Raw genomic sequence first — 20,106 nt, forward strand, 5'->3', positions numbered from 1 at the left:
TTTCGTCACTATCGGTAGGCGGGATTCCAGCGCAGGCAGTGGCGTTCCAGCCCCCGCGAGAACAGGTCGGCCAGCTTGCCCAGCAAGGCGTACAGCAAAATCCCCACCAGCACCACGTCCGTTTGCAGGAATTCGCGGGCATTCATGGTCATGTAGCCGATGCCGGCCTGCGCCGAGATGGTTTCGGCGACGATCAGCAGCACCCACACGAGACCGAGCGAAAAGCGCACGCCGACCAGGATCGACGGCATGGCCGCCGGCAGGATCACGTCGCGGTACAGGGGCCAGCCGGAAAGGCCATAGCTTTTCGCCATTTCGATCAGCCCCTGGTCCGCCGAGCGGATGCCGTGGAAGGTGTTCAGGTAGACGGGAAAGAAGACGCCGACGGCCAGCAGGAACAGTTTCGCCGTCTCGTCGATGCCGAACCACAGGATCACCAGCGGGATCAGGGCCAGGGCCGGGATGTTGCGCACCATTTGCAGGGTCGTGTCGAGCAGGGTTTCCGCGTGGCGGAAGCTGCCCGTCAAGAGTCCCAGCAGCAAGCCCAGTCCCGCGCCGACGGTGAAACCGACCGTGGCGCGCCACAAGCTCGTTTTCAGGTGCAGCCACAATTCGCCCGACACGGCCAGGTGCCAGAAGGCTTTCGCCACGGCCCACGGCTCGGGCAGGATGCGGCTCGACAGCCAGCCCCACTGCGCCGCCAGTTGCCAGGCCAGCAGCAGCGCCACGGGCAAGGCCCACGGCGCCAGCGCATTGCGCCATGGCGTGCCGGGCAGACGCTTGGTGGTGAAAGTGGGGCCGGCGCCCATCTCAGGCCGCCTTTTTCTGCGGCGCGGCCGGCACGATATTGCTGGCCATGACTTCGCCGAACGGTCCCGTCAGTGACTGCTCACCCACAGCCTTGCCCTTGCCCAGCAACGGGAATACCAGTTCGGCGAAGCGGTACGACTCTTCCAGGTGCGGGTAGCCGGAGAAAATGAAGGTGTCGATGCCCAGGTCCGCGTATTCCTGCATGCGCGCCACGACCGTCGGGCCATCGCCCACCAGGGCCGTGCCCGCGCCGCCGCGCACCAGGCCCACGCCGGCCCATAGGTTGGGCGACACTTCGAGCTTGTCGCGCCGCCCGCCATGCAGGGCCGCCATCCGTTGCTGGCCCACGGAATCCATCTTGCCGAACGCCGCCTGCGCCTTGGCGATGATGTCGTCGTCCAGGTGGCTGATCAGTTCATCGGCCGCGCGCCAGGCCGCCTCGTTGGTTTCGCGCACGATCACGTGCAGGCGGATGCCGAAGCGCACCGCGCGGCCTTTTTTCGCGGCGCGCGCGCGGATGTCCGCGATTTTCTCGGCAACCGCGGCGGGCGGCTCGCCCCACGTCAGGTACACGTCCATCTGCTCGGCCGCCAGTTCATGCGCGGGCTCCGACGAGCCGCCGAAGTACAGCGGCGGATACGGTTTCTGCACGGGCGGATACAAGGTTTTCGCGCCCTTCACCTGGATATGCTTGCCCTCGAAATCGTAGCCGGCCGCGCCGCCCTCGCCCGCCAGGGTAGCGCGCCACACCTTGATGAATTCGTCAGAGATTTCATAGCGCTTGGCGTGGTCGGCAAACAGACCGTCCGCTTCCAGCTCGCCCTGGTCGCCACCCGTGACGACGTTGATCAGCAGGCGCCCGTTCGACAGGCGGTCGAAGGTGGACGCCATGCGCACGGCCAGGCCGGGCGTGGACAGGCCGGGACGGATGGCCACGAGGAATTTGAGCTTTTGCGTCACGCTGATCAAGGACGAAGCCACCACCCACGCATCTTCGCAGGAGCGGCCCGTGGGCAGCAGCACGCCGTCGTAGCCGAGCGTGTCGGCGGCCACGGCCACCTGGCGCAGATAATCGGCATCGACGGGGCGCGCGCCCTGTGACGTGCCCAGGTAGCGGCTATCGCCGTGGGTAGGGATGAACCAGAAGACATTCAGTGACATGGTGTGTATTCCTTGATTATTTGTTGCTGGTGGCCAGCTGGCGCGCCGGCAGCAACGCGTCCTTGACGACGATCGGTTTCGGGATCAGCTTCAGGCTGGAAAAGGCATCGGCCACCCTTTGCTGCGACGCGATGACGTCGACCGACACGGGTTTGACGCCATACGCATAGCGCGAGGCGGCCAGCGCCACGACATCCTTGCCCAGCCCCGTCTGCGCGGCGAGAATCGTCGCTACTTCGTCCGGATTGTTGCGGCCCCAGTCATCGACCTTGGCCACTTCATCGAGCACGATGCGCAGGATTTCCGGGTTTTTCTCGGCATACGTGCGCGAGGCGAGATAGAACTGGTAGTTCGCCACCAGGCCCTTGCCATCGGCCAGCACGCGGGCACCCAGCTGCTTTTCGGCGGCCGCCAGGAACGGGTCCCAGATGGCCCAGGCGTCCACGCTGCCCCGCTCGAAGGCGGCGCGCGCATCGGCCGGCGGCAGGAACACGGGCTGGATGTCGGCGTAGGCAACGCCGGCCTTTTCCAGCGCTTTGAGTAACAGGTAATGCACGTTCGAGCCCTTGTTCAGGGCGACTTTCTTGCCCTTCAAGTCGGCCAGCGTGCGCAGGCCGGAACCCTTGGGCACGACGATGGCTTCGCTGGCGGGCGACGCCGGCTCATTACCGACGTACACCAGGTTGGCGCCGGCCGCCTGGGCAAAGATCGGCGGCGCCTCGCCCACCGTGCCGAAGTCGATGCTACCCACGTTCAGGCCTTCCAGCAGCACGGGACCGGCCGGGAACTCCGTCCACTTCACGCCCACGCCCTGCTCGGCCAGGCGTTTTTCCAGGGTGCCGCGCCCCTTGAGCAAGGTCAATGTGCCGTATTTCTGGTAGCCGATGCGCACCTCGCCCTTGGCTTGCGCCTGCGCCGCGACCGGCATGCCGGCCGCCATCACGCCGGCGACGGCAGAAAACAGCAAACCCAGGGTGGTACGGCGCGAGAGTCGTTGTGCGTGGCGGTGTGTCATGGCAGTTCCTTGGTCGGTGAATAATCAGGCGGCTTGATACTGGGGCGCGTAAGGCTGGTCTTGCAGCGAACGCACGGGGACAGAAATATCGGCGGGCGCGGGCGGGCGCTGCCCCTGCAGCACGAACAGGCCGGTGGAGAGTTCCTCGATGCCCGCCTGCACGCGTTCGGCAATCGGCGCATCCAGGCTCAGGCCCCGTTCTTCGTGCCACGCCAGTTGCTGCGCATTCGCGTAGATGCTGGTGAAGACTTGCTTGGCGCCCAGTGCATGCAGCACGGGGCGCAGCGCGTAGTCGAGCGCCAGGGTGTGGGCATGGCCGCCGCCCGTGGCCAGCGGCAGCACCAGCTTGCCGGCCAGGCCATCTTGCGGCAGCAGGTCGAGGAAGGCTTTCAGCAACCCTGTATATGAAGCCTTGTAGATGGGCGTGGCGATCACGATGGCGTCGGCGTCGGCCACGGCGCGCACGGCGCGGGCAATCGCCGCATCGTCGTAGTCGGCCAGCAGCAAGGCGCGCGCCGGCAAATCGCGCACATGCAGCTTGGCGTAGCTGTGGCCCTGCAGCGCCAGCTGTTCGCCGATATGCAGCAGCAGGCGGCTGGAACTCGAGGGGAGTTGCGGGCTACCGCCCAATAACAAGATGCTCATGTGATGCCCGTCCCTGTAGGTTGTCGGATTGGAGTTGCTCGGATGCTTGCAGCCTATCGCCATCAGCAGTCCGGCAAAACGAATGCTTTCGCGCTTCGATATGCGTTTTTCGACTATCCGGGCCTGACGCCCCGCAAGCGGAGGCGCCGGCTTCCGCGCGGCTTTTTTCGCATATGCATGCGCGGTTTTCTTCGTGTACGGCGCACGCCTGGCGGTGCAATATCGGCGTCATCGTCTTTCTGGAATGTCACCCATGTCTAGCGTTTTTCTCCATGCCGCCCGTCCCCAGCCGCCTGTGCCGGAACCCCTGCAGGACGCCATCCGCATCGCAACAAAGCTGGCCGCGCGCCTGGCCGAAACGGCCAATGCCCGCGACCAGGCCGGCGGGCACGCGGCGCAGGAACGCGAATGGCTGCGCGAGTCGGGTCTGCTGACTTTGTCGATCCCCGTGGAATTCGGCGGCCAGGGCGCGTCCTGGCCCCTCGTGTACCAGGTAATCCGCATCCTGGCGCGGGCCGACAGCGCGCTGGCGCATGTCTTCGGCTTCCACCATTTGCAGCTGGCCGGCCTGCAGCTGTATGGCAGCGCGCAGCAGCAGCGCCGCCTGCTCACCTTGACCGTCGACGAGCGCCTGTTCTGGGGCAATGCCTTGAATCCCCTCGACAAACGGGTCACCGCGACCGACAGCGACGACGGTTTCACCCTTGACGGCATCAAGAGCTTTTCTTCCGGTTCCGTGGGCTCGGACTGGCTGACCGTCTCGGCCTGGCACGCGCCCACGCAGACGGCGCTAATCGCCGCCCTGCCCACGCGCCAGGATGGCGTGACCGTGCAGGCGGACTGGGACGCCTTCGGCCAACGCCAGACGGACAGCGGCAATGTGCATTTCCAGGCAGTGGCCCTGCCGCGCGAGCTGGTGCTGCAGGCGCCCGCGCAGGCCGCCACGCCGCAAGCCACCGTGCGCTCGCAGATCGCGCAGCTGATCATGGCCAACCTGTACCTTGGCATCGCCGAAGGCGCATTCGAGGCGGCGCGCCGCTACACGGACGAACAGGCGAAAGCCTGGTTTGCCTCGGGCGTGGCCAAGGCAACGGACGACCCCCTGGTACAGCACCGCTATGGCCAGCTGTGGCTCTTGCTGCGCCCCGCGCAGGTGCTGGCCGACGCGGCGGCGCAGGAACTGGAAAAAGTGTTCCGCAAGGGCGCGCTGGTGACGGCGCGCGAACGGGGCTTGCTGGCCGTCGCCGTGGCCGAAGCCAAGTGCCTGGCGCACCAGGCGGGACTGGAGATCAGCAGCCAGATGTTCGAACTGACGGGCGCCCGCTCCACCTCGGCCCAATACGGCTTCGACCGCTACTGGCGCAACGTGCGCGTGCATACCCTGCACGACCCCATCGACTACAAGCTGCGCGACCTGGGACGCTTTGCCTTGACCGGCACGGTGCCCGAACCAACCGCGTATTCCTGATTCACCCACCAAGGAGCCACCATGACCATCGCCCGCCGCAGCATCCTCCTCAGCGCCCTGACCCTGGCCTTGACGGCCACCTTCGCCCACGCCAAGGACCCGAAGGACATCACCATCGGCACCAGCGCTGGGCCGTACGCAGACCAGATCAAGCTGGGCATCAAGCCTATCCTGGAAAAGCAGGGCTACAAGGTCAAGCTGGTGGAATTCAACGACTACATCCAGCCGAACTTCGCGCTGGCCGAGGGTTCGCTGGACGCCAACGTCTTCCAGCACATCGTCTACCTGAAGAAATTCGCGCTGGAACACAAACTGGCGCTGACGGACCTGATCACGATCCCCACGGCGCCGATCGCCATCTACAGCAAGAAGCACAAGACCCTGGACGACGTGAAGGAAGGCACGACGGTGGGCTTGCCGAACGATCCGACCAACCAGGCGCGCGCGCTGGTGCTGCTCGACCAGCTGGGGTGGATCAAGCTGCGCCCCAGCTTCGACCCCGTGCGCGCGTCGGAAAAGGATATCGCCGTCAACACGAAGAAAATCAAGCTGCTGCCGCTGGAAGCGGCGCAACTGCCACGCTCGCTGGGCGACACCGATTACTCCTTCATCAACGGCAATTACGCGCTGGCGTCCGGGCTGAAGCTGACGGATGCGCTGGTGGCCGAGAAAATCTCGCCCAACTACATCAACCTGGTGGCCATCCGCACGGCGGACAAGGACAAGCAGTTCGCGAAAGACCTTGCGGCCGCCTACCGATCGCGCGAATTCCTCGACATCACGAACAAGCACTTTGCCGGCTACTCGAAACCCGATTACCAGCAAGCCTTGCAGACGGCGGCCAAATAAGCCATGGCCAAGTCGATACGCTTCAACGCCTTCCAGATGAATACCGTCGGCCACCAGTCGCCGGGCCTGTGGACGCATGCGCGCGACCGCAGCCACCGCTATACCGATCCCGAACACTGGACGGAACTGGCGCAACTGCTGGAAGCGGGCCTGTTCGACGCGGTTTTTCTCGCCGACGTGCTGGGCGTGTATGACGTGTACCGGGACAGCCTCGATGCGGCCCTGGAACACGGTGTGCAGGTGCCGCTGAACGACCCGCTGGCGCTCGTGCCCATCATGGCGCAGGCCACCACGCACCTGGGTTTCGGCGTCACCTGCGCCCTCACCTACGAGCACCCGTACACGTTCGCGCGCCGCATCTCCACCCTCGATCACCTGACGAAAGGGCGCATCGGCTGGAATATCGTCACCGGCTATCTCGATAGCGCGGCGCGCAACCTGGGCTTGAGCCAGCAGCTGGGCCACGACGAACGCTACGACCTGGCCGACGAATACCTGGACGTCGTCTACAAACTGTGGGAAAAAAGCTGGGACGACGACGCCGTCGTCAACGACAAGGCGCGCGGCATCTATGCCGATCCGGCCCGCGTGCATCCGATCAACCATGCCGGGCGCCACTACCAGGTGCCCGGCATCCATTTGTGCGAGCCGTCGCCGCAGCGCACGCCGCTGCTGTACCAGGCGGGCACCTCGCCGCGCGGCACGCGCTTCGCGGCGCGCCATGCGGAAGCTACCTTTGTCAGTGGCCCCAGCAAGACAGTCGTCAAGCGTTATGCCGATGACTTGCGCGCCGCCGTGCGGCAAAGCGGGCGCGATGGCGACGCATTGCTGATCTACGCGCAAGCGCTGGTCATCACGGGCGCCACGGAAGAAGAAGCGCGCGCCAAGCATGCCGATTACCTGCGCCACGTGAATATCGAGGCGGCCCTCGTGCTGCTGTCCGGCTGGACGGGCGTCGATTTCAGCCGCTACCCGCTTGACGCCACCATCGAGTACATCGATTCACCGGCCGGCCGCTCGGCGCTGGCCTCGTTCAGCCAGGCCGACCCGGACCGCCGCTGGACGGTGCGCGAAGCGGCCGAATACATCGGCCTGGGCGGACGCGGCCCAGTCATGGTCGGCGACGCGCGCCAGGTGGCAGACCAGCTGGAAAGCTGGCTCGATGAAACGGGCATCGACGGTTTCAACCTCGCCTTCGCCGTGGCCCACGACAGCATGGCCGACGTGGTGCAATACATCGTGCCGGAACTGCAGCGGCGCGGCCGCTACCGCACCCATTACGAGGAAGGCAGCTTGCGCCACAAGGTCTTCGGCCAGGGCCCGCGCCTGCCCGCCGATCACGCGGGCCGCCAGGTCAGCATCGCCCCCGCCGACGCCGCCCTGGCAGCGGCCTGACGCATCAGATTTCCCACTCAAGGACACCATGAAACGCAGAACCATCTTGCAACTGGCCGCCAGCGGCGCCACCATCGCCGCCTTGCCCGGCCTCGCCCGCGCAGCCACGCAAGCGCCCCTGAAGGAGCTGCGCCTCGACTACGCCTATTATTCGCCCACCAGCCTGGTGCTGCGCCGCTTCGGCTGGCTGGAAGACGCGTTCAAGCCGGACGGCACCAGCATCAAGTGGGTGCTCAGCGCGGGCAGCAACCGCGCACTCGAATACCTGAACGCCAACAGCATCGACATCGGTTCGAGCGCGGGCCTGGCCGCCCTGCTGGCGCGCGCCAATGGCAACCCTATCCGCGCGCCGTATATTTTTTCGCGTCCCGAATGGACGGCGCTGGTGGTGCGCAAGGATAGCCCCATCCGCAGTCTCGCCGACTTGAAGGGCAAGAAGGTGGCCGCCACCAAGGGCACCGACCCGTATCTGTTCTTGCTGCGCGCATTGAAGACGGCGGGCCTCAAGCGCGGCGACATCGAACACGTCAGCCTGCAGCATGCCGATGGCCGCGCGGCGCTGGAGCAGGGCAAGGTCGATGCCTGGGCCGGGCTCGATCCCCACATGGCCGCCAGCGAACTGGAAGCGGGGTCGCGCCTGATCTACCGCAACGTGGCCTTCAACACCTACGGCTTCCTGAACGTGCGCGAGGACTTCCTGGCCAGCCGCCCCGCCGAAGTGGGCAAGGTGATACAGGCCTACGAGCGGGCGCGCGCCTGGATACGCGCAAATCCGGCAGAGGCAGCGAAAATCCTGTCGGAAGAAGCCAAGGTCAGCCTGCCGGTGGCGCTGCTGCAGGTGAAACTGCGCAGTGACTTCAGCAATCCGCAGCCATCGAGCGAACATGTGAAGGCCCTGCTGGTGGCCGCGCCCATCCTCGCCGAGGAAGCGCTGGTCAAACCCGGCGCCGACGTGAACCGCGCCATCGCGGACCTGGTCGACACGCGCTTCGCCGCGCCCTTCATCAGCAAGGCGTAGGCGCTCATGGCCAGAGACACGCTCGCCGCACCGGCACCGGCCCACGACACGGGCGTCCGGCACAAGCTCTTTCGCCCGCCCTTGCCACGCGCGGCGCTGGGCCTGCTGCTGCCCGTACTGGCGCTGCTGGCGGCGGAACTGGGCGTGCGCACGGGCGCCATCCCCGCCAACCTGCTGCCTGCGCCCAGCGACATCGGCGCCACCATCGCCGAACTGGCGCGCCAGGGCCTGGCCGGCCATGTGCTGGCCAGCACCGCGCGCGTGGCCATCGGCTTTGCGGGCGGCGCACTGCTGGCCATCGTGCTCGGTGCGGCGGTGGGCTTGAACCGCACTGCGGAGGCGCTGCTCGATCCCACGTTCCAGGCCCTGCGCGCCATTCCCTCGCTGGCCTGGGTGCCCTTGCTGCTGCTGTGGCTAGGCATCGATGAAGCGCCTAAACTGGTCCTGATCGGCATCGGCGCCTTCTTCCCCGTGTACATGGGCGTGGCGTCGGGCATCCGCGACGTGGACCGCAAGCTGATCGACGCGGCCCGCTTATACCGTTTGAGCCGCCCCGCGCTGGCGCGGCGCGTGCTGCTGCCGGCCGCGCTGCCGGCCATCTTCACGGGTTTGCGCAACGGTTTGAGCCTGGCCTGGATGTTCATGGTGGCGGCAGAACTGATCGCCGCCAGCCAGGGCCTCGGCTACCTGCTCAGCGACGGGCGCGAAACGAGCCGCGCCGACATCGTGCTCGCGGCCATCGTGCTGCTGGCCGTGCTGGGCAAGGCCAGCGACAGCCTGATGCAGCGCCTGGAAACCCGCTTGCTCGCCTGGCGCGACAGCTATGCCACTTCCTGACGAAAGCCCCCACGCATGACTGCCCTGCTCGACATTGCCATCCATGACAAAGCCTATGGCCCGCGGCGCGTGCTGCATAACCTGCAATTGCAGCTGCGCCAGGGCGAGATCGTCAGCCTGATCGGCGCCAGCGGCTGCGGCAAGAGCAGCCTGCTATCCATCGTGGCAGGTCTCGATACGGACTTTCGCGGCACCGTGCGCCTCGACGGCAAGCTGCTGGCGGGAGTGCATGCGGACATTGGCCTGATCTTCCAGGAACCGCGCCTGTTTCCCTGGCTGACAGTGGCGCAAAACATCGCCTTCGGCCTCGGTCCCAAAGGCGAAGACGATCCCAGGGTCGCGCAATTGCTGGAGGAAGTAGGCTTGCAGGGCCATGCGGACAGCCTGCCCAAGCAGCTGTCGGGCGGCCAGGCGCAACGCGCGGCGATTGCCCGCGGCCTGTTTGGCCAGCCCCGCATCCTGCTGCTGGACGAACCATTTTCCGCCGTCGATGCTTTTACGCGCATGAAGCTGCAAGACTTGCTGGCCGCCGTCACCGCGCGCCATGGCCTGAGCGTGCTGCTGGTGACGCACGATATCGATGAAGCGCTGTACCTGAGCGACCGCATCGTCATGCTCGACACACGCGCCGGACCGCCACGCGCCCAGTACGACGTGGCCGCGCCCCGGCCCCGCCTGCGCACGCCAGCGGCACAGGCGCAATTAAAAGAGGCCATCCTCGGCGAACTGCACGCCGCGCACGCGATCTGAGGCTCGCGCTGCACCGCCAGTGACAAGCCTTATCATTCATGTTAGCTTGCCATGTTGAAAACATACAGGCGGCGACGTGCACCTTCCTTCCCTTCCCATCCTCGCCATCCTGGCCCTCGGCCACCTCGCGGCGCACGCCGGCACGCAGGCTGACGCGCCAGCCGCGGTGCCGGCGGAGACCGGCCAGTCCATCCACATCAACAGCATCCGCAATCCGGAATTGAAATCGTACCGCGTGATGGCGGCCGGCCTCGATGCCTTCGATGAATACCATGCGCTGGCGCCCGGGGCGCGCGAAGTGCGCTTCAAACTGGTCGCGGGCAGCCGCGCGCCGGCGGACGCCATGCAGGACCTAGCCTTGCGCATCGCCGGCAACGAAACGTCGATTGCGCTGCCCCTGGCCGCCGACGGCAGTTTCACGCTGCCGCGCAGCGCGCAGGCCGACAGCGAGGACGCGGACCTGGTCACCAACAAGAAAAAGGGCAATTACCGCTGGCAGCCATCCATTCACAGCGACGGCGTGCCGGCCGGCATGCGCCGCCTGGGCGACCTGCGCCTGCAATGCCAGGTGACGATTGCCATCGCCAAGAAAGAGATACCGTTCTGGGTACGCACCCTGGTCGGCACCCTGCTGCGCACCACCGACTGGTGCTCCGCCGAGCAGCTCAAGATGGGCACCCGCAGCGACCAGGCCATCGCCAGCGCCACCCTGCTCGATGGCGAGCGCCGCATCGCCCTGAAGGTGGAAAAGGAAGGCCGCTCCTTCCTGTCGCCCATCGGCGACACCCGCTATGCGGACGATACCCTGATCGAACTGGTCTACCAGCAGGATACCGCCGGCGCGCCGTCCGCCGCCCCTTAGGGTTTGCGTCCAGCCCCGTTCCATGTCAGCATATGCCACCCTGGCACCACGGATAAGGATCGCAATGCCCCCCACTCTTACGCGCGCGCTGGCACTGGCGCTGCTGGCAGGCCATGGCTCCCTGGCATTGGCGCAGGCGCCAGTCACGCCGCCGACGCCTGGCTGCGACATCTGCGCCACCTGGAATGCGGACCAGGCGCCGTTCCGCATCTTCGGCAATACCTATTATGTGGGCGTCAAAGGCCTCAGTTCCGTGCTGGTGACGTCGCCGCAGGGCCACGTGCTGATCGACGGCGGCTTGCCGGAATCGGCGCCCAAGATCATCGCCAATATCGGCACGCTGGGTTTTCGCATCGAGGACGTCAAGCTGATCCTCAATTCGCACGGCCATATCGACCATGCGGGCGGTCTGGCCGAATTGCAGCGGCGCAGCAATGCGCTGGTGGCCGCCAGCCCGTCGGCGGCGCTGGACCTGGCGTCGGGCGAAGTGGGGCCGGACGACCCGCAATACCACGCGCTGCCCAAGTACCCGCCCGTCAAGGACATGCGCCTGGCGCGCGACGGCGGCCAGTTCAATGTCGGACCCGTCAACCTGACGGCGCACGCCACGCCGGGCCACACGCCCGGAGGCTTGAGCTGGACGTGGCAATCGTGCGACGGCCCCCGCTGCCTGAACATGGTGTATGCGGACAGCCTCAACGCCGTCTCGCGTCCCGGCTTCAAGTTCAGCGCCAGCAGCGAGTATCCGAACGCGGTGGCGGACTTGCGCCGCAGCTTCGAGACCCTGGAAAAACTGCCTTGCGACGTGCTGATCTCCGCGCATCCCGAGGCTGCACAGTTGTGGGAACGGCTGGAGGCGAGCGCCACGGCCGGCAGCGACGCCTTTGTCGACCCGCAAGCCTGCCGCGCCTATGTGGCGGCGGCGCGCACCGTGCTCGACTCCCGGCTGGAACAGGAAAAGCAGCAGTAAGCTTGCCAATGAGCTTGTCAACCGTGCACGCTGGCGCAGCGCCGATCTGCTACGCTGGCGCCATTCATTTAAAGAAGGAACCGCCATGTTCAAACTCGCCAGCCTGATTCCCCTCGCCGCCATCGTCGCCATCACCGCCGGCTGCGCGCAAACACCGGTGCGCAGCGACGCTGCCGCCGCCGCGCCAGGCGCCACCTCGCCCGCCAAGCCGGCGCCCAAGCTGACGGGCACGCAGTGGAAGCTGAAGGAATTGAAGGGCAAGCAAGTGGTGCGCAAGGCGCCCGAGCAGCGCGAAGTGACCCTGCTGCTGGCTGAAGGCCGCGCCAGCGGCAACAGCGGCTGCAACCAGATGATGGGCGGCTACACCAGCGATGGCGTCAGCACCCTGAACTTTGGACAACTGGCAGGCACCATGATGATGTGCCAGCCGCAGGACATGGAGCTGGAACGCCTGCTGCTGACCACCCTGGGCGAAGTCAATGGCTACCGCTACGCCGACCAGGAATTGCTGCTGTTGAAGGATGGCGTGCCCGTCGCGCGCTATGAAGCGCTGACGGTAAAGTAAGGTCATCACAAAGCCAGGAACCCTCTCCTGGCGCAAAGAGTGGCCGAAAAACGTTCAGGGCAAGGCGCAACGCCGCCATAGACGTTTTCTCGGCCACTATTCAATCGTTGCGCATCTGCGCCTGCGATACATTGCTTTCTGGCGGCACGCTCTGCGTCAGCCACACATTCCCCCCGATGGTCGATCCCGCGCCGATGGTGATGCGCCCCAGTACGGTCGCGCCCGCGTAAATCACCACGTCGTCCTCGACGATGGGGTGGCGCGGCGTGCCCTTGATCAGCGCGCCGGAAGCGTCTGCGGGGAAGCGCTTGGCGCCCAGGGTGACGGCCTGGTACAGGCGCACGCGCTGGCCGATGATGGCCGTCTCGCCGATCACGACGCCCGTGCCGTGATCGATGAAGAAGGAGGCGCCGATGTGGGCGCCCGGGTGGATGTCGATGCCCGTCAACGTGTGCGCGATGTCGGCGATCAGGCGCGCCAGGAAGGGCGCACCGAGCGCATGCAGCCGGTGCGCGAGGCGGTGGTACAGGATGGCGATGGTGCCTGGATAGCACAGCATGATCTCGGCCACCGAGGTGGCGGCCGGGTCTCCCGCATACGCGGCCTGCACGTCCGACACCAGCAGGGCGCGGATATCGGGCAGGCTGGCGGCGAAGGCGCGCGTGATGTCGCGCGCCTGCTGCGCCAGCGCCGCATCGTCGCTGGCGCCATCGCCTTCATCGCCGGCCGGCACGGAAAAGAGCAAGCCGCGCCGCACCTGTTCGCTGAGGCGGTTCAGGGTGGTGTTGAGGGTGTCGCCGACAAAATAATCGATGCTTTCGTCCGTCAGGTTGGGCCGCCCGTAATGCGTGGGGAACAAGGCTGCCGACAGGCCGTTGACGATGGTGGTGAGGGCTTCGCGCGACGGCAGTTCGCGCACCCTGCCGTTATGGCGGATCTTGTGCTTGTCTTCGCGCGAGCTGCGCAAGGCCTGGATCACGGGCCCCAGGTTCCACTGGGCCGTGTCGTCGGCGGGCGCCGCGGGATAAATACTGTGCATGGCGTATCACTTCCAGAAAACGGCAAACAAGCCGGGTCGCCCCAGCTTAGCGGCGGCCGCAAGCGATGCAAACGAAGAATTTCAAGATTTCATATACGAAAAACGCATATGGATGGCAAAAAGGCCGGCGTCAAACCTGATTCCGGTCACTAGCGTAAAATGACGGACTAACAAAAACACTCTTCAACATGACTAAATTATTAACATGGATTTTGGCGGGCCTGGCGATGGTCGGACCGCTTGCAATTGACACCTATCTGCCGTCTTTCCCCGCCATCGCGCATGATTTCAATGCCAGCCCCCTGCTGGTGCAGCAAACCCTGAGCTTTTTCCTGTTCACGTTCGCCTTCATGATGCTGTTTTACGGCACCCTGTCCGACTCGTTCGGCCGCCGTCCCGTCATTCTCGTCTCGCTGGTGCTGTATGTGATCGCTTCCGTGGGCGCCGCACTGGCGCCGTCGCTGGGCTGGCTGCTGGCCTGGCGCGTGCTGCAGGGCCTGTCGGCGGGCGCCGGCTCCGTCATCGGCCGCGCCATCGTGCAAGACCGCTACTCGGGTGCCGCCGCGCAGAAAATCCTCTCGCACATCATGATGGTGTTCGCGCTGGCGCCGGCCATCGCCCCCGTGCTGGGCGGCTGGCTGCAGGTGGGCCTGGGCTGGCGCTGGATATTCTGGTTCCTGACGGCCTTTGGCGTGCTGATGTTCGTCGTCGTCTGGCGCGCGCTGCCGGAAAGCCTGCCGAAGGAACAGCGCCACGCCTTCCACCTGGGCGACATCGCCATCAATTACTGGAAAGTGCTGTGCCACCGCCAGTTCCTGCTGCTGTCGACGGCCATCGGCGCCGCCTTTGGCGGCTTCGCCCTGTACATCGGTTCGGCCGCCTACTTCATCATCAACATCCTGCATTTGCCGGAAACGGCGTTCGCCTGGCTGTTCATTCCATTAATTAGCGGCATGGTGTTCGGTTCGGCCCTGTCGGCGAAAATCGCCCACCGCTACAGCCAGCGCCAGATGATCTGGACCGGCTTCATCCTGATGCTCATCGCCGCGCTGGTCAACATCGGCTACAACTACTTCTTTGCCGCCGAAGTGCCGTGGGCCGTGCTGCCATTGTTCTTCTACTCGTTCGCCCTGTCGATCGCCATGCCGCCGATGACCCTGATGGCCCTGAACCACTTCCCCAACAACAGCGGCCTGGCGTCGTCGATGCAGTCGTTCATCCAGATGCTGCTGTTCGCGCTGGTCTCGGGCCTGGTGGCGCCACTGCTGTTCGACAGCGCCCTGAACCTGGCGTATGGCGTGATGGCGGGGTTGCTGGTGAGTTTGCTGTGCTGGGTGTTTGCGCAGGGCAAGAAAGCGGAAGTGGTCAAGCAGTAACTTGTACAGCGGATTTTTCAGGACGGAAGCACCTGAAAAACGTTCAGGACAAGGCGCCGTGCCGCAGGCAGTACGCTAGTACGGCCAGGCGCGGCAACGCAGTCATGGACGTTTTCTCAGGCGCTCCTCAAGGCCAGGGGGCGGGCGTCACGTCAATATACTGCGCCCCGCCCTGCTCCGGCTCAGCCCCATCGCGCGTAGTTGGCTGGTTCAGGGAACCGGCCGGCGAACGCAAGCTCAAGATTTCCTTGCGCGCCTCGACGAAGTCGGCGGAACTGAGCGGGTGTTCCTGGTCGGGCCAATGGCTGACGGCCCATTCCTGCAAGGCTTCAAAGCGCCGCCACAGTTCCGCGATGAATTCGCGGCGCGCCTCTTCCAGCTGTTCCGGTGTCTTTTCAATTGCTTCGCTGATATTGACTTCCATGGCCGTTCCCTCGCTGACAAGTTGTCTTGCCAGACTACGCAGGGACCAGCCAGGCGTCTGTTCGCGAACGAACACAGGATTTACTCTGGCATCTTGCGGAAACCCACGGCCAGGCGGTTCCAGGTATTGATGGAGCCGATGGCCAGGGTCACGTTGACCATTTCCGCCGGCGTCAATTGTTCCGCCAGCGCCGCATACACGTCATCGGGCGCCTGGCTTTGCGGCAGCAGGGTCAGCGCTTCCGTCCAGGCCAGCACGGCCCGCTCGCGCGGCGTGAAGAATGGCGTTTCGCGCCAGACGGACACGGCATACAGGCGGCGCTCCGTTTCGCCCGCCTTGCGCGCGTCGCTCGTGTGCATATCCACGCAATAGGCGCAGCCGTTGATTTGCGAGGCGCGCAAGCGGATCAGCTCGAGCAGCGAGTGTTCCACGCCCAGCCTGGCAATCGCCGCTTCCAGCGCGTACATGGCCTTGACGGCGTCCGGCGAAGCTTGTGTAAAATCGAGTCGTTGCTGTGTCATGATGCATTCCTTGAAGGAGTAGGGATGCACCATTGTAGTGGCCCAGGAACAGCGCGCGGCAGGCCAATCCCCCCGAAAAACAGCAGACCACCAGCAGATACTCCATGGAATTACATATCCTGATCGACGGCACGCGCGACCTGGGCGGCCAGCTGTACCGCCAGCTCAGCGAGGCCATCCGCTCGGGCCGGCTGACGGATGGACAGCAATTACCGCCCTCGCGCCTGCTGGCCAGCCAGCTGGGCCTGTCGCGCAAGACGGTGTCCGACGTGTATGACAAGCTCGGTTACGAAAAGCTGCTGGTCGGCAAAGTGGGCGTGGGCAGCTTCGTGCAGACGCCGCACGCGTCGCCGCAGCGCCGCCACGCCAGCACGCCCCTGGCCAGCGCGCAGCGCATCGCCCGCTGGGAAGCGACGCCCACGCCCTTGCGCCGCGCCAGCCAGGAAGAGCCGGCGCGCTACGCCTTCATCGGCGGGCGCGCCACGCCCGCGCACTTCCCGCAGGATGAATGGCGCGCCTGCATGCTGCACGCGCTGCGCCAGGGTGGCCAGGCGCGCGGCCGCTATGGCCCTGTCGCCGGCTTGCCGGCCTTGCGCGCGGCGATCGCCGGCCATGCCGCTTTCAGCCGTGGCATCCATTGCACCGAGGAACAAGTGCTCGTCACCAGCGGCGCGCAGCAAGCCTTGCACCTGCTGGCGCTGACCTTGCTGGAAGCAGGCGACACGGTTGCCGTGGAAGAACCCGGCTACCCGGTGGCGCGCGCCGTGTTCGCCAGCCAGGGCGCCCGCGTGGTGGGCATCGACGTGGACGAGGATGGCCTCATCGTCGGACAAATCCCGGACGGCACGCGGCTGATCTATGTCACGCCCGCGCATCAATTTCCGCTGGGCATGCCGATGAGCATGGCGCGCCGCCATGCCTTGCTGGAGCGGGCGCAGCAGCTGGGCGCCATCATCATCGAGGACGACTACGACAGCGCCTTCCGTTACGAAGGCCGGCCCGAAGATTCCCTGCAAAGCATGGACCGCTACGGCGTCGTCGCGCATGTGGGCAGCTTTTCCAAGATCATGCTGCCAGAATTGCGGCTCGGCTATGTTGTGCTGCCGCAAGCTATCGTGGCCGCCGTGGAAACGGTGAAATACCTGAGCGATTGCCACACGGCCAGCCTGGGCCAGCATGCGCTGGCCAAGTTCATCGGCGACGGCCATTTGCTGCGCCATATCCGCCGCTGCCACGATATCTATGCGGGGCGGCGCGAACGGCTGCAGCACTGGTTCAACGGCCCGCTGTCGCCGTGGTTCCGCCTGGTGCCCGCCAGCGCCGGCTTCCACGTGGCGGCCCTGGCCCAGGCGCCGCTCGACATCGCCGAATTGCTGCGCCGCGCGCGCCTGGCCGACATCAGCCTGTATGCGTTATCGGGCTTTTATCACGGCGAGGCACGCCACGCAGGCCTGTTCCTCGGTTATGGCGCCATCGACAAGCTCGATATCGACACGGCGCTGGCCCAGGTGCTGGCGATCCTGCAAGAGATCGCTCCCCTGCCCCTCAGCGCGGTTGCCAACGATAGTGTCCCGTGATGGGATAGCTGAATAGAATATTTTCCTCGCGCGCGCCTTCGCCGATGTTGTGGATGATGAGCGGCACGCCGCTCCATGACTGCTTGTCGCTGACGATGCCGATGTGCGTGAGGTTGCGCGGCAGGCGCCAGGTGACGATGTCGCCTGCGCGGTAAGCGTTGGCTTCCTTGCTTGGCGGCAAGCTGGTGCCATGGCGGGCAAAGTAGGTGCCCAGGTTCGGCACGCGCCGGTGGTCGATATTGCGGTCCGGCCCCTTCATCTGCCAGCGCCCCTGCTGCTGGTACACCTGCCACGCCTTGCGCATGTCTTCGTGCACCAGCACCTGCAAATCCTGCCCCAGCTGGCGGTAGGCGCGCACCACCACGTCCGTGCACACGCCCCGTTCCAGCGGCACGTCGCCGCCCGGATAGGCGAGCCGTTCGTAGCGCGGGTCGTACTGCAGGGTCACGCCCACCTGCTTGCGGGCGGCGACGACGAGGGCTTGCGGGGTGGCAGGAATGGCCGAGGCCAGCATGGGAGCCAGGGCAAGCATCAAAATGGACAGCTGTTTGATTGGCATCAACGTCAATGGTCGGATGAAAATGCCAACTTTACCGCAGCAGCAAGGAAAACGGCGTACGCTTAGACCCCGGCCAGTTGCGCCAGGTGGGCAGGAAAATCCACGGCCGGTCCCGCCGCATTGATGGTGTCGAAGTAATCATGCCAGCCCGTGGCGGCGATGCCGGCCAGCAAGGCATCCAGTGCCGCCTCGTCCGGGAAGCGCCAGACGGCATAAAATTGCTGGGCAGCCACATGCAGCTTGCCGCCATCAATGGCGCCCATGGCCAGCGCTTCCGCGCCCGTGCCGGACAAGGCTGCCATGCCGGCGCCCACCGTGCCGAAATACGCCTGGCGCGCGGCGGCGTCGAGGGCCAGCCAGGCCGGTTTCGGACTGTACAGTTCTAACAGGTAATGCATGTTTTCCTCCAAAAAGTTAAGCAAGCGAGCGTTGGGCGCGCTTGCAGATGCGTTGCGTGGCGGCATTGGCACTATCCTGCAGCCATTGCGCGCACAGGCTGCGCACCCAATCGGGCTGGCTCTTGGCCGCATCGTTGAGCCAGTTGGCCACGGAATCCTGTACGTAGACGGCCGGATCGGCGCGCAAGGCATGCAACACGGGCAAGGCCAGCTGCGGCTGTTCTTTTAACCGGCCAATATGCGCGCACCACACGCCGCGCGGGCGCAGCGCTTCGCAAGCGAAACGGCGCAGGCGTTCCGACGGGTCAGCCGTCCACGGCGCCAGCAAGGCAATGGCCTCGTCAAGGCTCTCCGCCAGATGGGGCCGCAGCGCCAGCCAGGCCCATTCGCGCACGCCGAAATGCCCATCGTCGGCCAGCGGCCGCATGGCCGCCAGCCGTTGCGGCAAGGTCAAGCCGGTTTGGGCGGCGATGGCAAAGCAGACCCAGCCCCGCACCGTGTCGGAAGCATGGGCTTGCAGCAGCGCCAGGTCGGTGTTGGCTTCCAGCAGCAATTGCGCCGCCAGCGCCATGCGCCGGGTGATACCGGCTGCGGCATGCTCATGCATCCGATCCAGCCGAGCGGCGCCGATAGCGGGCACGGCCGCAGCCAGCAACTGGGCGAAATCGATGGCCAGCCCTTCCGTCAGGGTGGTACTGGCCACACTTCCCTCGTTCAGCAGGGCCAGGCGCGCGGGAGCGATGTCGGCGATGCCGCGGCTCATGCGGTACCTCTATCCGTCTTGCGCCAGGCTTTTTCCAGCAGCGCACTCAGCAACTGCATTTCTTCCGGCGTGAAATCGGCAAACAGGCTGGCGATCCACTGCGCGTGTTCATCGACCAGGGTCGCAGCGGCCGCTTCTCCCTTAGCGCTCAGGCGCACCAGCAGCTTGCGCCGGTCAGCCTGGTCCGCGTGGCGCGCCAGGAAACCATCGCGTTCCAGGCCGTCGAGCAAGCCCGTGATGGTGCCGCGCGTCACGCCGGCCCGCTCGGCCAGCTCGTGCGGCGACAGTCCGCCTGGCACGTCGCGCAGCAGGGACAACAGCACAAATTTTCCTTCCGACAAGCCATGCCGGCCCAGGCGCGCGGCGCAATCGCCATCGATGGCGGAGGCAAGGCCCAGCACTTCAAAGCACAGGCGCAAGCGCGCCGTCGACTGCGCCATGTCGAGACCGCTGGCGCGGCGCTGCACGTCGCCCAGCAAGGCCGTGTATTTCTGTTTGAGCTTTATCATATGGCGCAATATAATATGGCGCCATATTAAATGTCAAATGGAAAACTGTGATGGTTTTCCTGTGCGTTTAGAAACGCGCCTTGTCCCTCGCCCAGGCAATGATGGCTTGCGCATCGATGGCGCCCGGCTGGCGCGCCACTTCCACGCCCCTGCGGAACAGGGCCAGCGTGGGAATGCTGCGGATATTGAAACGGCTGCCCAGGTCCGGCGACGCTTCCGTATTCACCTTGACGACGCGAAATGCGGGTTCCAGGGTCTTGGCGGCTTGCACATAGAATGGCGCCATGCTGCGGCACGGACCGCACCACGGCGCCCAGAAGTCGACCAGCACGGGAATGTCGCTGCGTTCGATATGCTTGAGGAAGCGGGCGCTGGCCAGGTCCACGGGCTGGCCAGTAAACAAATCCTTCTGGCACTTGCCGCAGGTGGGCTGTTCGATCAGGCGCGCCGCCGGCAAGCGGTTGACGGCGTCGCAATGGGGGCACACGATGTGCAGGGAGTCTGGCGTGGTCGAGGTCATGGCATTCCTGGAAAGAGTAGCGTACAGTTGCCGGACATTTTACGGCGTATCGTGCAGCGCCGTCGGCACGCTGGC

23 protein-coding genes are annotated in these 20,106 nt (G+C 65.6%); 11 read left to right on the forward strand and 12 right to left on the reverse strand.

Features of this window, described 5'->3' with window-relative positions; translation table 11 throughout:
- Positions 1–8: 8 nt before the first annotated feature.
- From ssuC to ssuE, 4 genes are read right to left on the reverse strand one after another with little or no spacing between them, the layout of a single operon-like run.
- The gene (ssuC, locus tag CLU94_RS03125; RefSeq protein WP_099664563.1) at positions 9–809 is read right to left on the reverse strand and encodes an aliphatic sulfonate ABC transporter permease SsuC; all 801 of its coding nucleotides are present in this window, start codon (positions 807–809) and stop codon (positions 9–11) included.
- A 1-nt stretch (position 810) separates the two neighbouring features.
- Positions 811–1,971 (reverse strand): FMNH2-dependent alkanesulfonate monooxygenase, encoded by a 1,161-nt coding sequence (ssuD, locus tag CLU94_RS03130; RefSeq protein WP_099664564.1) that lies wholly within the window; start codon positions 1,969–1,971, stop codon positions 811–813.
- 16 nt (positions 1,972–1,987) lie between these two features.
- Positions 1,988–2,986 carry a sulfonate ABC transporter substrate-binding protein gene (locus CLU94_RS03135; RefSeq protein WP_099664565.1) on the reverse strand — a complete coding sequence of 333 codons (999 nt, stop codon included), beginning with the start codon at positions 2,984–2,986 and terminating at the stop codon, positions 1,988–1,990.
- Positions 2,987–3,010: 24 nt separating this feature from the next.
- A complete protein-coding gene (gene ssuE / locus CLU94_RS03140; RefSeq protein WP_099664566.1) occupies positions 3,011–3,631 on the reverse strand; it encodes an NADPH-dependent FMN reductase in 621 nt (206 codons plus the stop codon).
- 253 nt (positions 3,632–3,884) lie between these two features.
- Between ssuE and CLU94_RS03145 the strand changes: the two genes are divergently transcribed.
- The 9 genes from CLU94_RS03145 to CLU94_RS03185 all read left to right on the forward strand — a co-directional run bounded on the left by CLU94_RS03145 (position 3,885) and on the right by CLU94_RS03185 (position 12,345).
- A complete protein-coding gene (locus CLU94_RS03145; protein WP_099664567.1) occupies positions 3,885–5,099 on the forward strand; it encodes an acyl-CoA dehydrogenase family protein in 1,215 nt (404 codons plus the stop codon).
- Between the two features lie 21 nt (positions 5,100–5,120).
- The gene (locus CLU94_RS03150; protein ID WP_099664568.1) at positions 5,121–5,948 is read left to right on the forward strand and encodes a MetQ/NlpA family ABC transporter substrate-binding protein; all 828 of its coding nucleotides are present in this window, start codon (positions 5,121–5,123) and stop codon (positions 5,946–5,948) included.
- Positions 5,949–5,951: 3 nt separating this feature from the next.
- Entirely contained in the window at positions 5,952–7,343 is a 1,392-nt protein-coding gene (locus CLU94_RS03155; RefSeq protein WP_099664569.1) for an LLM class flavin-dependent oxidoreductase, read from the forward strand.
- A 28-nt stretch (positions 7,344–7,371) separates the two neighbouring features.
- On the forward strand, positions 7,372–8,361 hold the full coding sequence (locus CLU94_RS03160; protein ID WP_099664570.1) for an aliphatic sulfonate ABC transporter substrate-binding protein: 990 nt from the start codon (positions 7,372–7,374) through the stop codon (positions 8,359–8,361).
- A gap of 6 nt (positions 8,362–8,367) precedes the next feature.
- The gene (locus CLU94_RS03165) at positions 8,368–9,198 is read left to right on the forward strand and encodes an ABC transporter permease (RefSeq protein ID WP_099664571.1); all 831 of its coding nucleotides are present in this window, start codon (positions 8,368–8,370) and stop codon (positions 9,196–9,198) included.
- A 15-nt stretch (positions 9,199–9,213) separates the two neighbouring features.
- Positions 9,214–9,948, forward strand: a complete 735-nt coding sequence (locus CLU94_RS03170) for an ABC transporter ATP-binding protein (RefSeq protein WP_099664572.1) — start codon at positions 9,214–9,216, stop codon at positions 9,946–9,948.
- A 76-nt stretch (positions 9,949–10,024) separates the two neighbouring features.
- The gene (locus CLU94_RS03175) at positions 10,025–10,810 is read left to right on the forward strand and encodes a hypothetical protein (RefSeq protein ID WP_257218659.1); all 786 of its coding nucleotides are present in this window, start codon (positions 10,025–10,027) and stop codon (positions 10,808–10,810) included.
- A 64-nt stretch (positions 10,811–10,874) separates the two neighbouring features.
- Complete coding sequence (gene bla, locus CLU94_RS03180; protein WP_099664573.1) at positions 10,875–11,780, forward strand: subclass B3 metallo-beta-lactamase; 906 nt, start codon at positions 10,875–10,877, stop codon at positions 11,778–11,780.
- Between the two features lie 85 nt (positions 11,781–11,865).
- Positions 11,866–12,345 carry an META domain-containing protein gene (locus CLU94_RS03185; RefSeq protein ID WP_180278578.1) on the forward strand — a complete coding sequence of 160 codons (480 nt, stop codon included), beginning with the start codon at positions 11,866–11,868 and terminating at the stop codon, positions 12,343–12,345.
- 100 nt (positions 12,346–12,445) lie between these two features.
- On the opposite strand, the gene epsC is transcribed toward CLU94_RS03185, so the two are convergent.
- A complete protein-coding gene (epsC, locus tag CLU94_RS03190; RefSeq protein ID WP_077402556.1) occupies positions 12,446–13,384 on the reverse strand; it encodes a serine O-acetyltransferase EpsC in 939 nt (312 codons plus the stop codon).
- A gap of 188 nt (positions 13,385–13,572) precedes the next feature.
- On the opposite strand from epsC, the gene CLU94_RS03195 reads away from it, so the two are divergent.
- A complete protein-coding gene (locus tag CLU94_RS03195) occupies positions 13,573–14,760 on the forward strand; it encodes a multidrug effflux MFS transporter (protein ID WP_099664575.1) in 1,188 nt (395 codons plus the stop codon).
- A 127-nt stretch (positions 14,761–14,887) separates the two neighbouring features.
- On the opposite strand, the gene CLU94_RS03200 is transcribed toward CLU94_RS03195, so the two are convergent.
- Positions 14,888–15,184 carry a hypothetical protein gene (locus tag CLU94_RS03200; protein WP_099664576.1) on the reverse strand — a complete coding sequence of 99 codons (297 nt, stop codon included), beginning with the start codon at positions 15,182–15,184 and terminating at the stop codon, positions 14,888–14,890.
- 80 nt (positions 15,185–15,264) lie between these two features.
- Complete coding sequence (locus CLU94_RS03205; RefSeq protein WP_099668141.1) at positions 15,265–15,705, reverse strand: carboxymuconolactone decarboxylase family protein; 441 nt, start codon at positions 15,703–15,705, stop codon at positions 15,265–15,267.
- Between the two features lie 104 nt (positions 15,706–15,809).
- On the opposite strand from CLU94_RS03205, the gene pdxR reads away from it, so the two are divergent.
- Positions 15,810–17,282, forward strand: coding sequence for a MocR-like pyridoxine biosynthesis transcription factor PdxR (gene pdxR, locus CLU94_RS03210; protein ID WP_099664577.1), 1,473 nt, complete (start codon positions 15,810–15,812; stop codon positions 17,280–17,282).
- On the opposite strand, the gene CLU94_RS03215 is transcribed toward pdxR, so the two are convergent.
- The 5 genes from CLU94_RS03215 to trxC form a co-directional block, all read right to left on the reverse strand.
- Positions 17,251–17,841: a DUF1287 domain-containing protein gene (locus CLU94_RS03215; RefSeq protein ID WP_099664578.1), complete on the reverse strand. Its 591-nt coding sequence runs from the start codon at positions 17,839–17,841 to the stop codon at positions 17,251–17,253. The genes pdxR and CLU94_RS03215 overlap by 32 nt on opposite strands.
- A gap of 62 nt (positions 17,842–17,903) precedes the next feature.
- Positions 17,904–18,239: a DUF6616 family protein gene (locus CLU94_RS03220; protein ID WP_099664579.1), complete on the reverse strand. Its 336-nt coding sequence runs from the start codon at positions 18,237–18,239 to the stop codon at positions 17,904–17,906.
- Positions 18,240–18,255: 16 nt separating this feature from the next.
- Entirely contained in the window at positions 18,256–19,002 is a 747-nt protein-coding gene (locus CLU94_RS03225; RefSeq protein WP_099664580.1) for a HEAT repeat domain-containing protein, read from the reverse strand.
- Complete coding sequence (locus CLU94_RS03230) at positions 18,999–19,508, reverse strand: MarR family winged helix-turn-helix transcriptional regulator (protein ID WP_218965340.1); 510 nt, start codon at positions 19,506–19,508, stop codon at positions 18,999–19,001. The genes CLU94_RS03225 and CLU94_RS03230 overlap by 4 nt, the downstream gene beginning before the upstream one ends.
- Positions 19,509–19,578: 70 nt before the next feature.
- Complete coding sequence (gene trxC, locus CLU94_RS03235) at positions 19,579–20,031, reverse strand: thioredoxin TrxC (protein WP_099664582.1); 453 nt, start codon at positions 20,029–20,031, stop codon at positions 19,579–19,581.
- Between the last annotated feature and the right edge of the window lie 75 nt (positions 20,032–20,106).

It is taken from the genome of Janthinobacterium sp. 13 (assembly GCF_002749695.1).
Taxonomy (GTDB): domain Bacteria; phylum Pseudomonadota; class Gammaproteobacteria; order Burkholderiales; family Burkholderiaceae_D; genus Janthinobacterium; species Janthinobacterium kumbetense.

Coding starts and splice junctions, on each gene's coding strand:
- CLU94_RS03170 (WP_099664572.1), top strand. CDS start 9,214: ATGACTGCCCTGCTCGACATTGCCATCCATGACAAAGCCTATGGCCCG.
- CLU94_RS03155 (WP_099664569.1), top strand. CDS start 5,952: ATGGCCAAGTCGATACGCTTCAACGCCTTCCAGATGAATACCGTCGGC.
- CLU94_RS03135 (WP_099664565.1), bottom strand. CDS start 2,986: ATGACACACCGCCACGCACAACGACTCTCGCGCCGTACCACCCTGGGT.
- CLU94_RS03195 (WP_099664575.1), top strand. CDS start 13,573: ATGACTAAATTATTAACATGGATTTTGGCGGGCCTGGCGATGGTCGGA.
- CLU94_RS03200 (WP_099664576.1), bottom strand. CDS start 15,184: ATGGAAGTCAATATCAGCGAAGCAATTGAAAAGACACCGGAACAGCTG.
- bla (WP_099664573.1), top strand. CDS start 10,875: ATGCCCCCCACTCTTACGCGCGCGCTGGCACTGGCGCTGCTGGCAGGC.
- CLU94_RS03220 (WP_099664579.1), bottom strand. CDS start 18,239: ATGCATTACCTGTTAGAACTGTACAGTCCGAAACCGGCCTGGCTGGCC.
- CLU94_RS03160 (WP_099664570.1), top strand. CDS start 7,372: ATGAAACGCAGAACCATCTTGCAACTGGCCGCCAGCGGCGCCACCATC.
- ssuD (WP_099664564.1), bottom strand. CDS start 1,971: ATGTCACTGAATGTCTTCTGGTTCATCCCTACCCACGGCGATAGCCGC.
- CLU94_RS03215 (WP_099664578.1), bottom strand. CDS start 17,841: ATGCCAATCAAACAGCTGTCCATTTTGATGCTTGCCCTGGCTCCCATG.
- ssuE (WP_099664566.1), bottom strand. CDS start 3,631: ATGAGCATCTTGTTATTGGGCGGTAGCCCGCAACTCCCCTCGAGTTCC.
- trxC (WP_099664582.1), bottom strand. CDS start 20,031: ATGACCTCGACCACGCCAGACTCCCTGCACATCGTGTGCCCCCATTGC.
- CLU94_RS03145 (WP_099664567.1), top strand. CDS start 3,885: ATGTCTAGCGTTTTTCTCCATGCCGCCCGTCCCCAGCCGCCTGTGCCG.
- CLU94_RS03225 (WP_099664580.1), bottom strand. CDS start 19,002: ATGAGCCGCGGCATCGCCGACATCGCTCCCGCGCGCCTGGCCCTGCTG.
- epsC (WP_077402556.1), bottom strand. CDS start 13,384: ATGCACAGTATTTATCCCGCGGCGCCCGCCGACGACACGGCCCAGTGG.
- CLU94_RS03185 (WP_180278578.1), top strand. CDS start 11,866: ATGTTCAAACTCGCCAGCCTGATTCCCCTCGCCGCCATCGTCGCCATC.
- ssuC (WP_099664563.1), bottom strand. CDS start 809: ATGGGCGCCGGCCCCACTTTCACCACCAAGCGTCTGCCCGGCACGCCA.
- CLU94_RS03205 (WP_099668141.1), bottom strand. CDS start 15,705: ATGACACAGCAACGACTCGATTTTACACAAGCTTCGCCGGACGCCGTC.
- pdxR (WP_099664577.1), top strand. CDS start 15,810: ATGGAATTACATATCCTGATCGACGGCACGCGCGACCTGGGCGGCCAG.
- CLU94_RS03165 (WP_099664571.1), top strand. CDS start 8,368: ATGGCCAGAGACACGCTCGCCGCACCGGCACCGGCCCACGACACGGGC.
- CLU94_RS03150 (WP_099664568.1), top strand. CDS start 5,121: ATGACCATCGCCCGCCGCAGCATCCTCCTCAGCGCCCTGACCCTGGCC.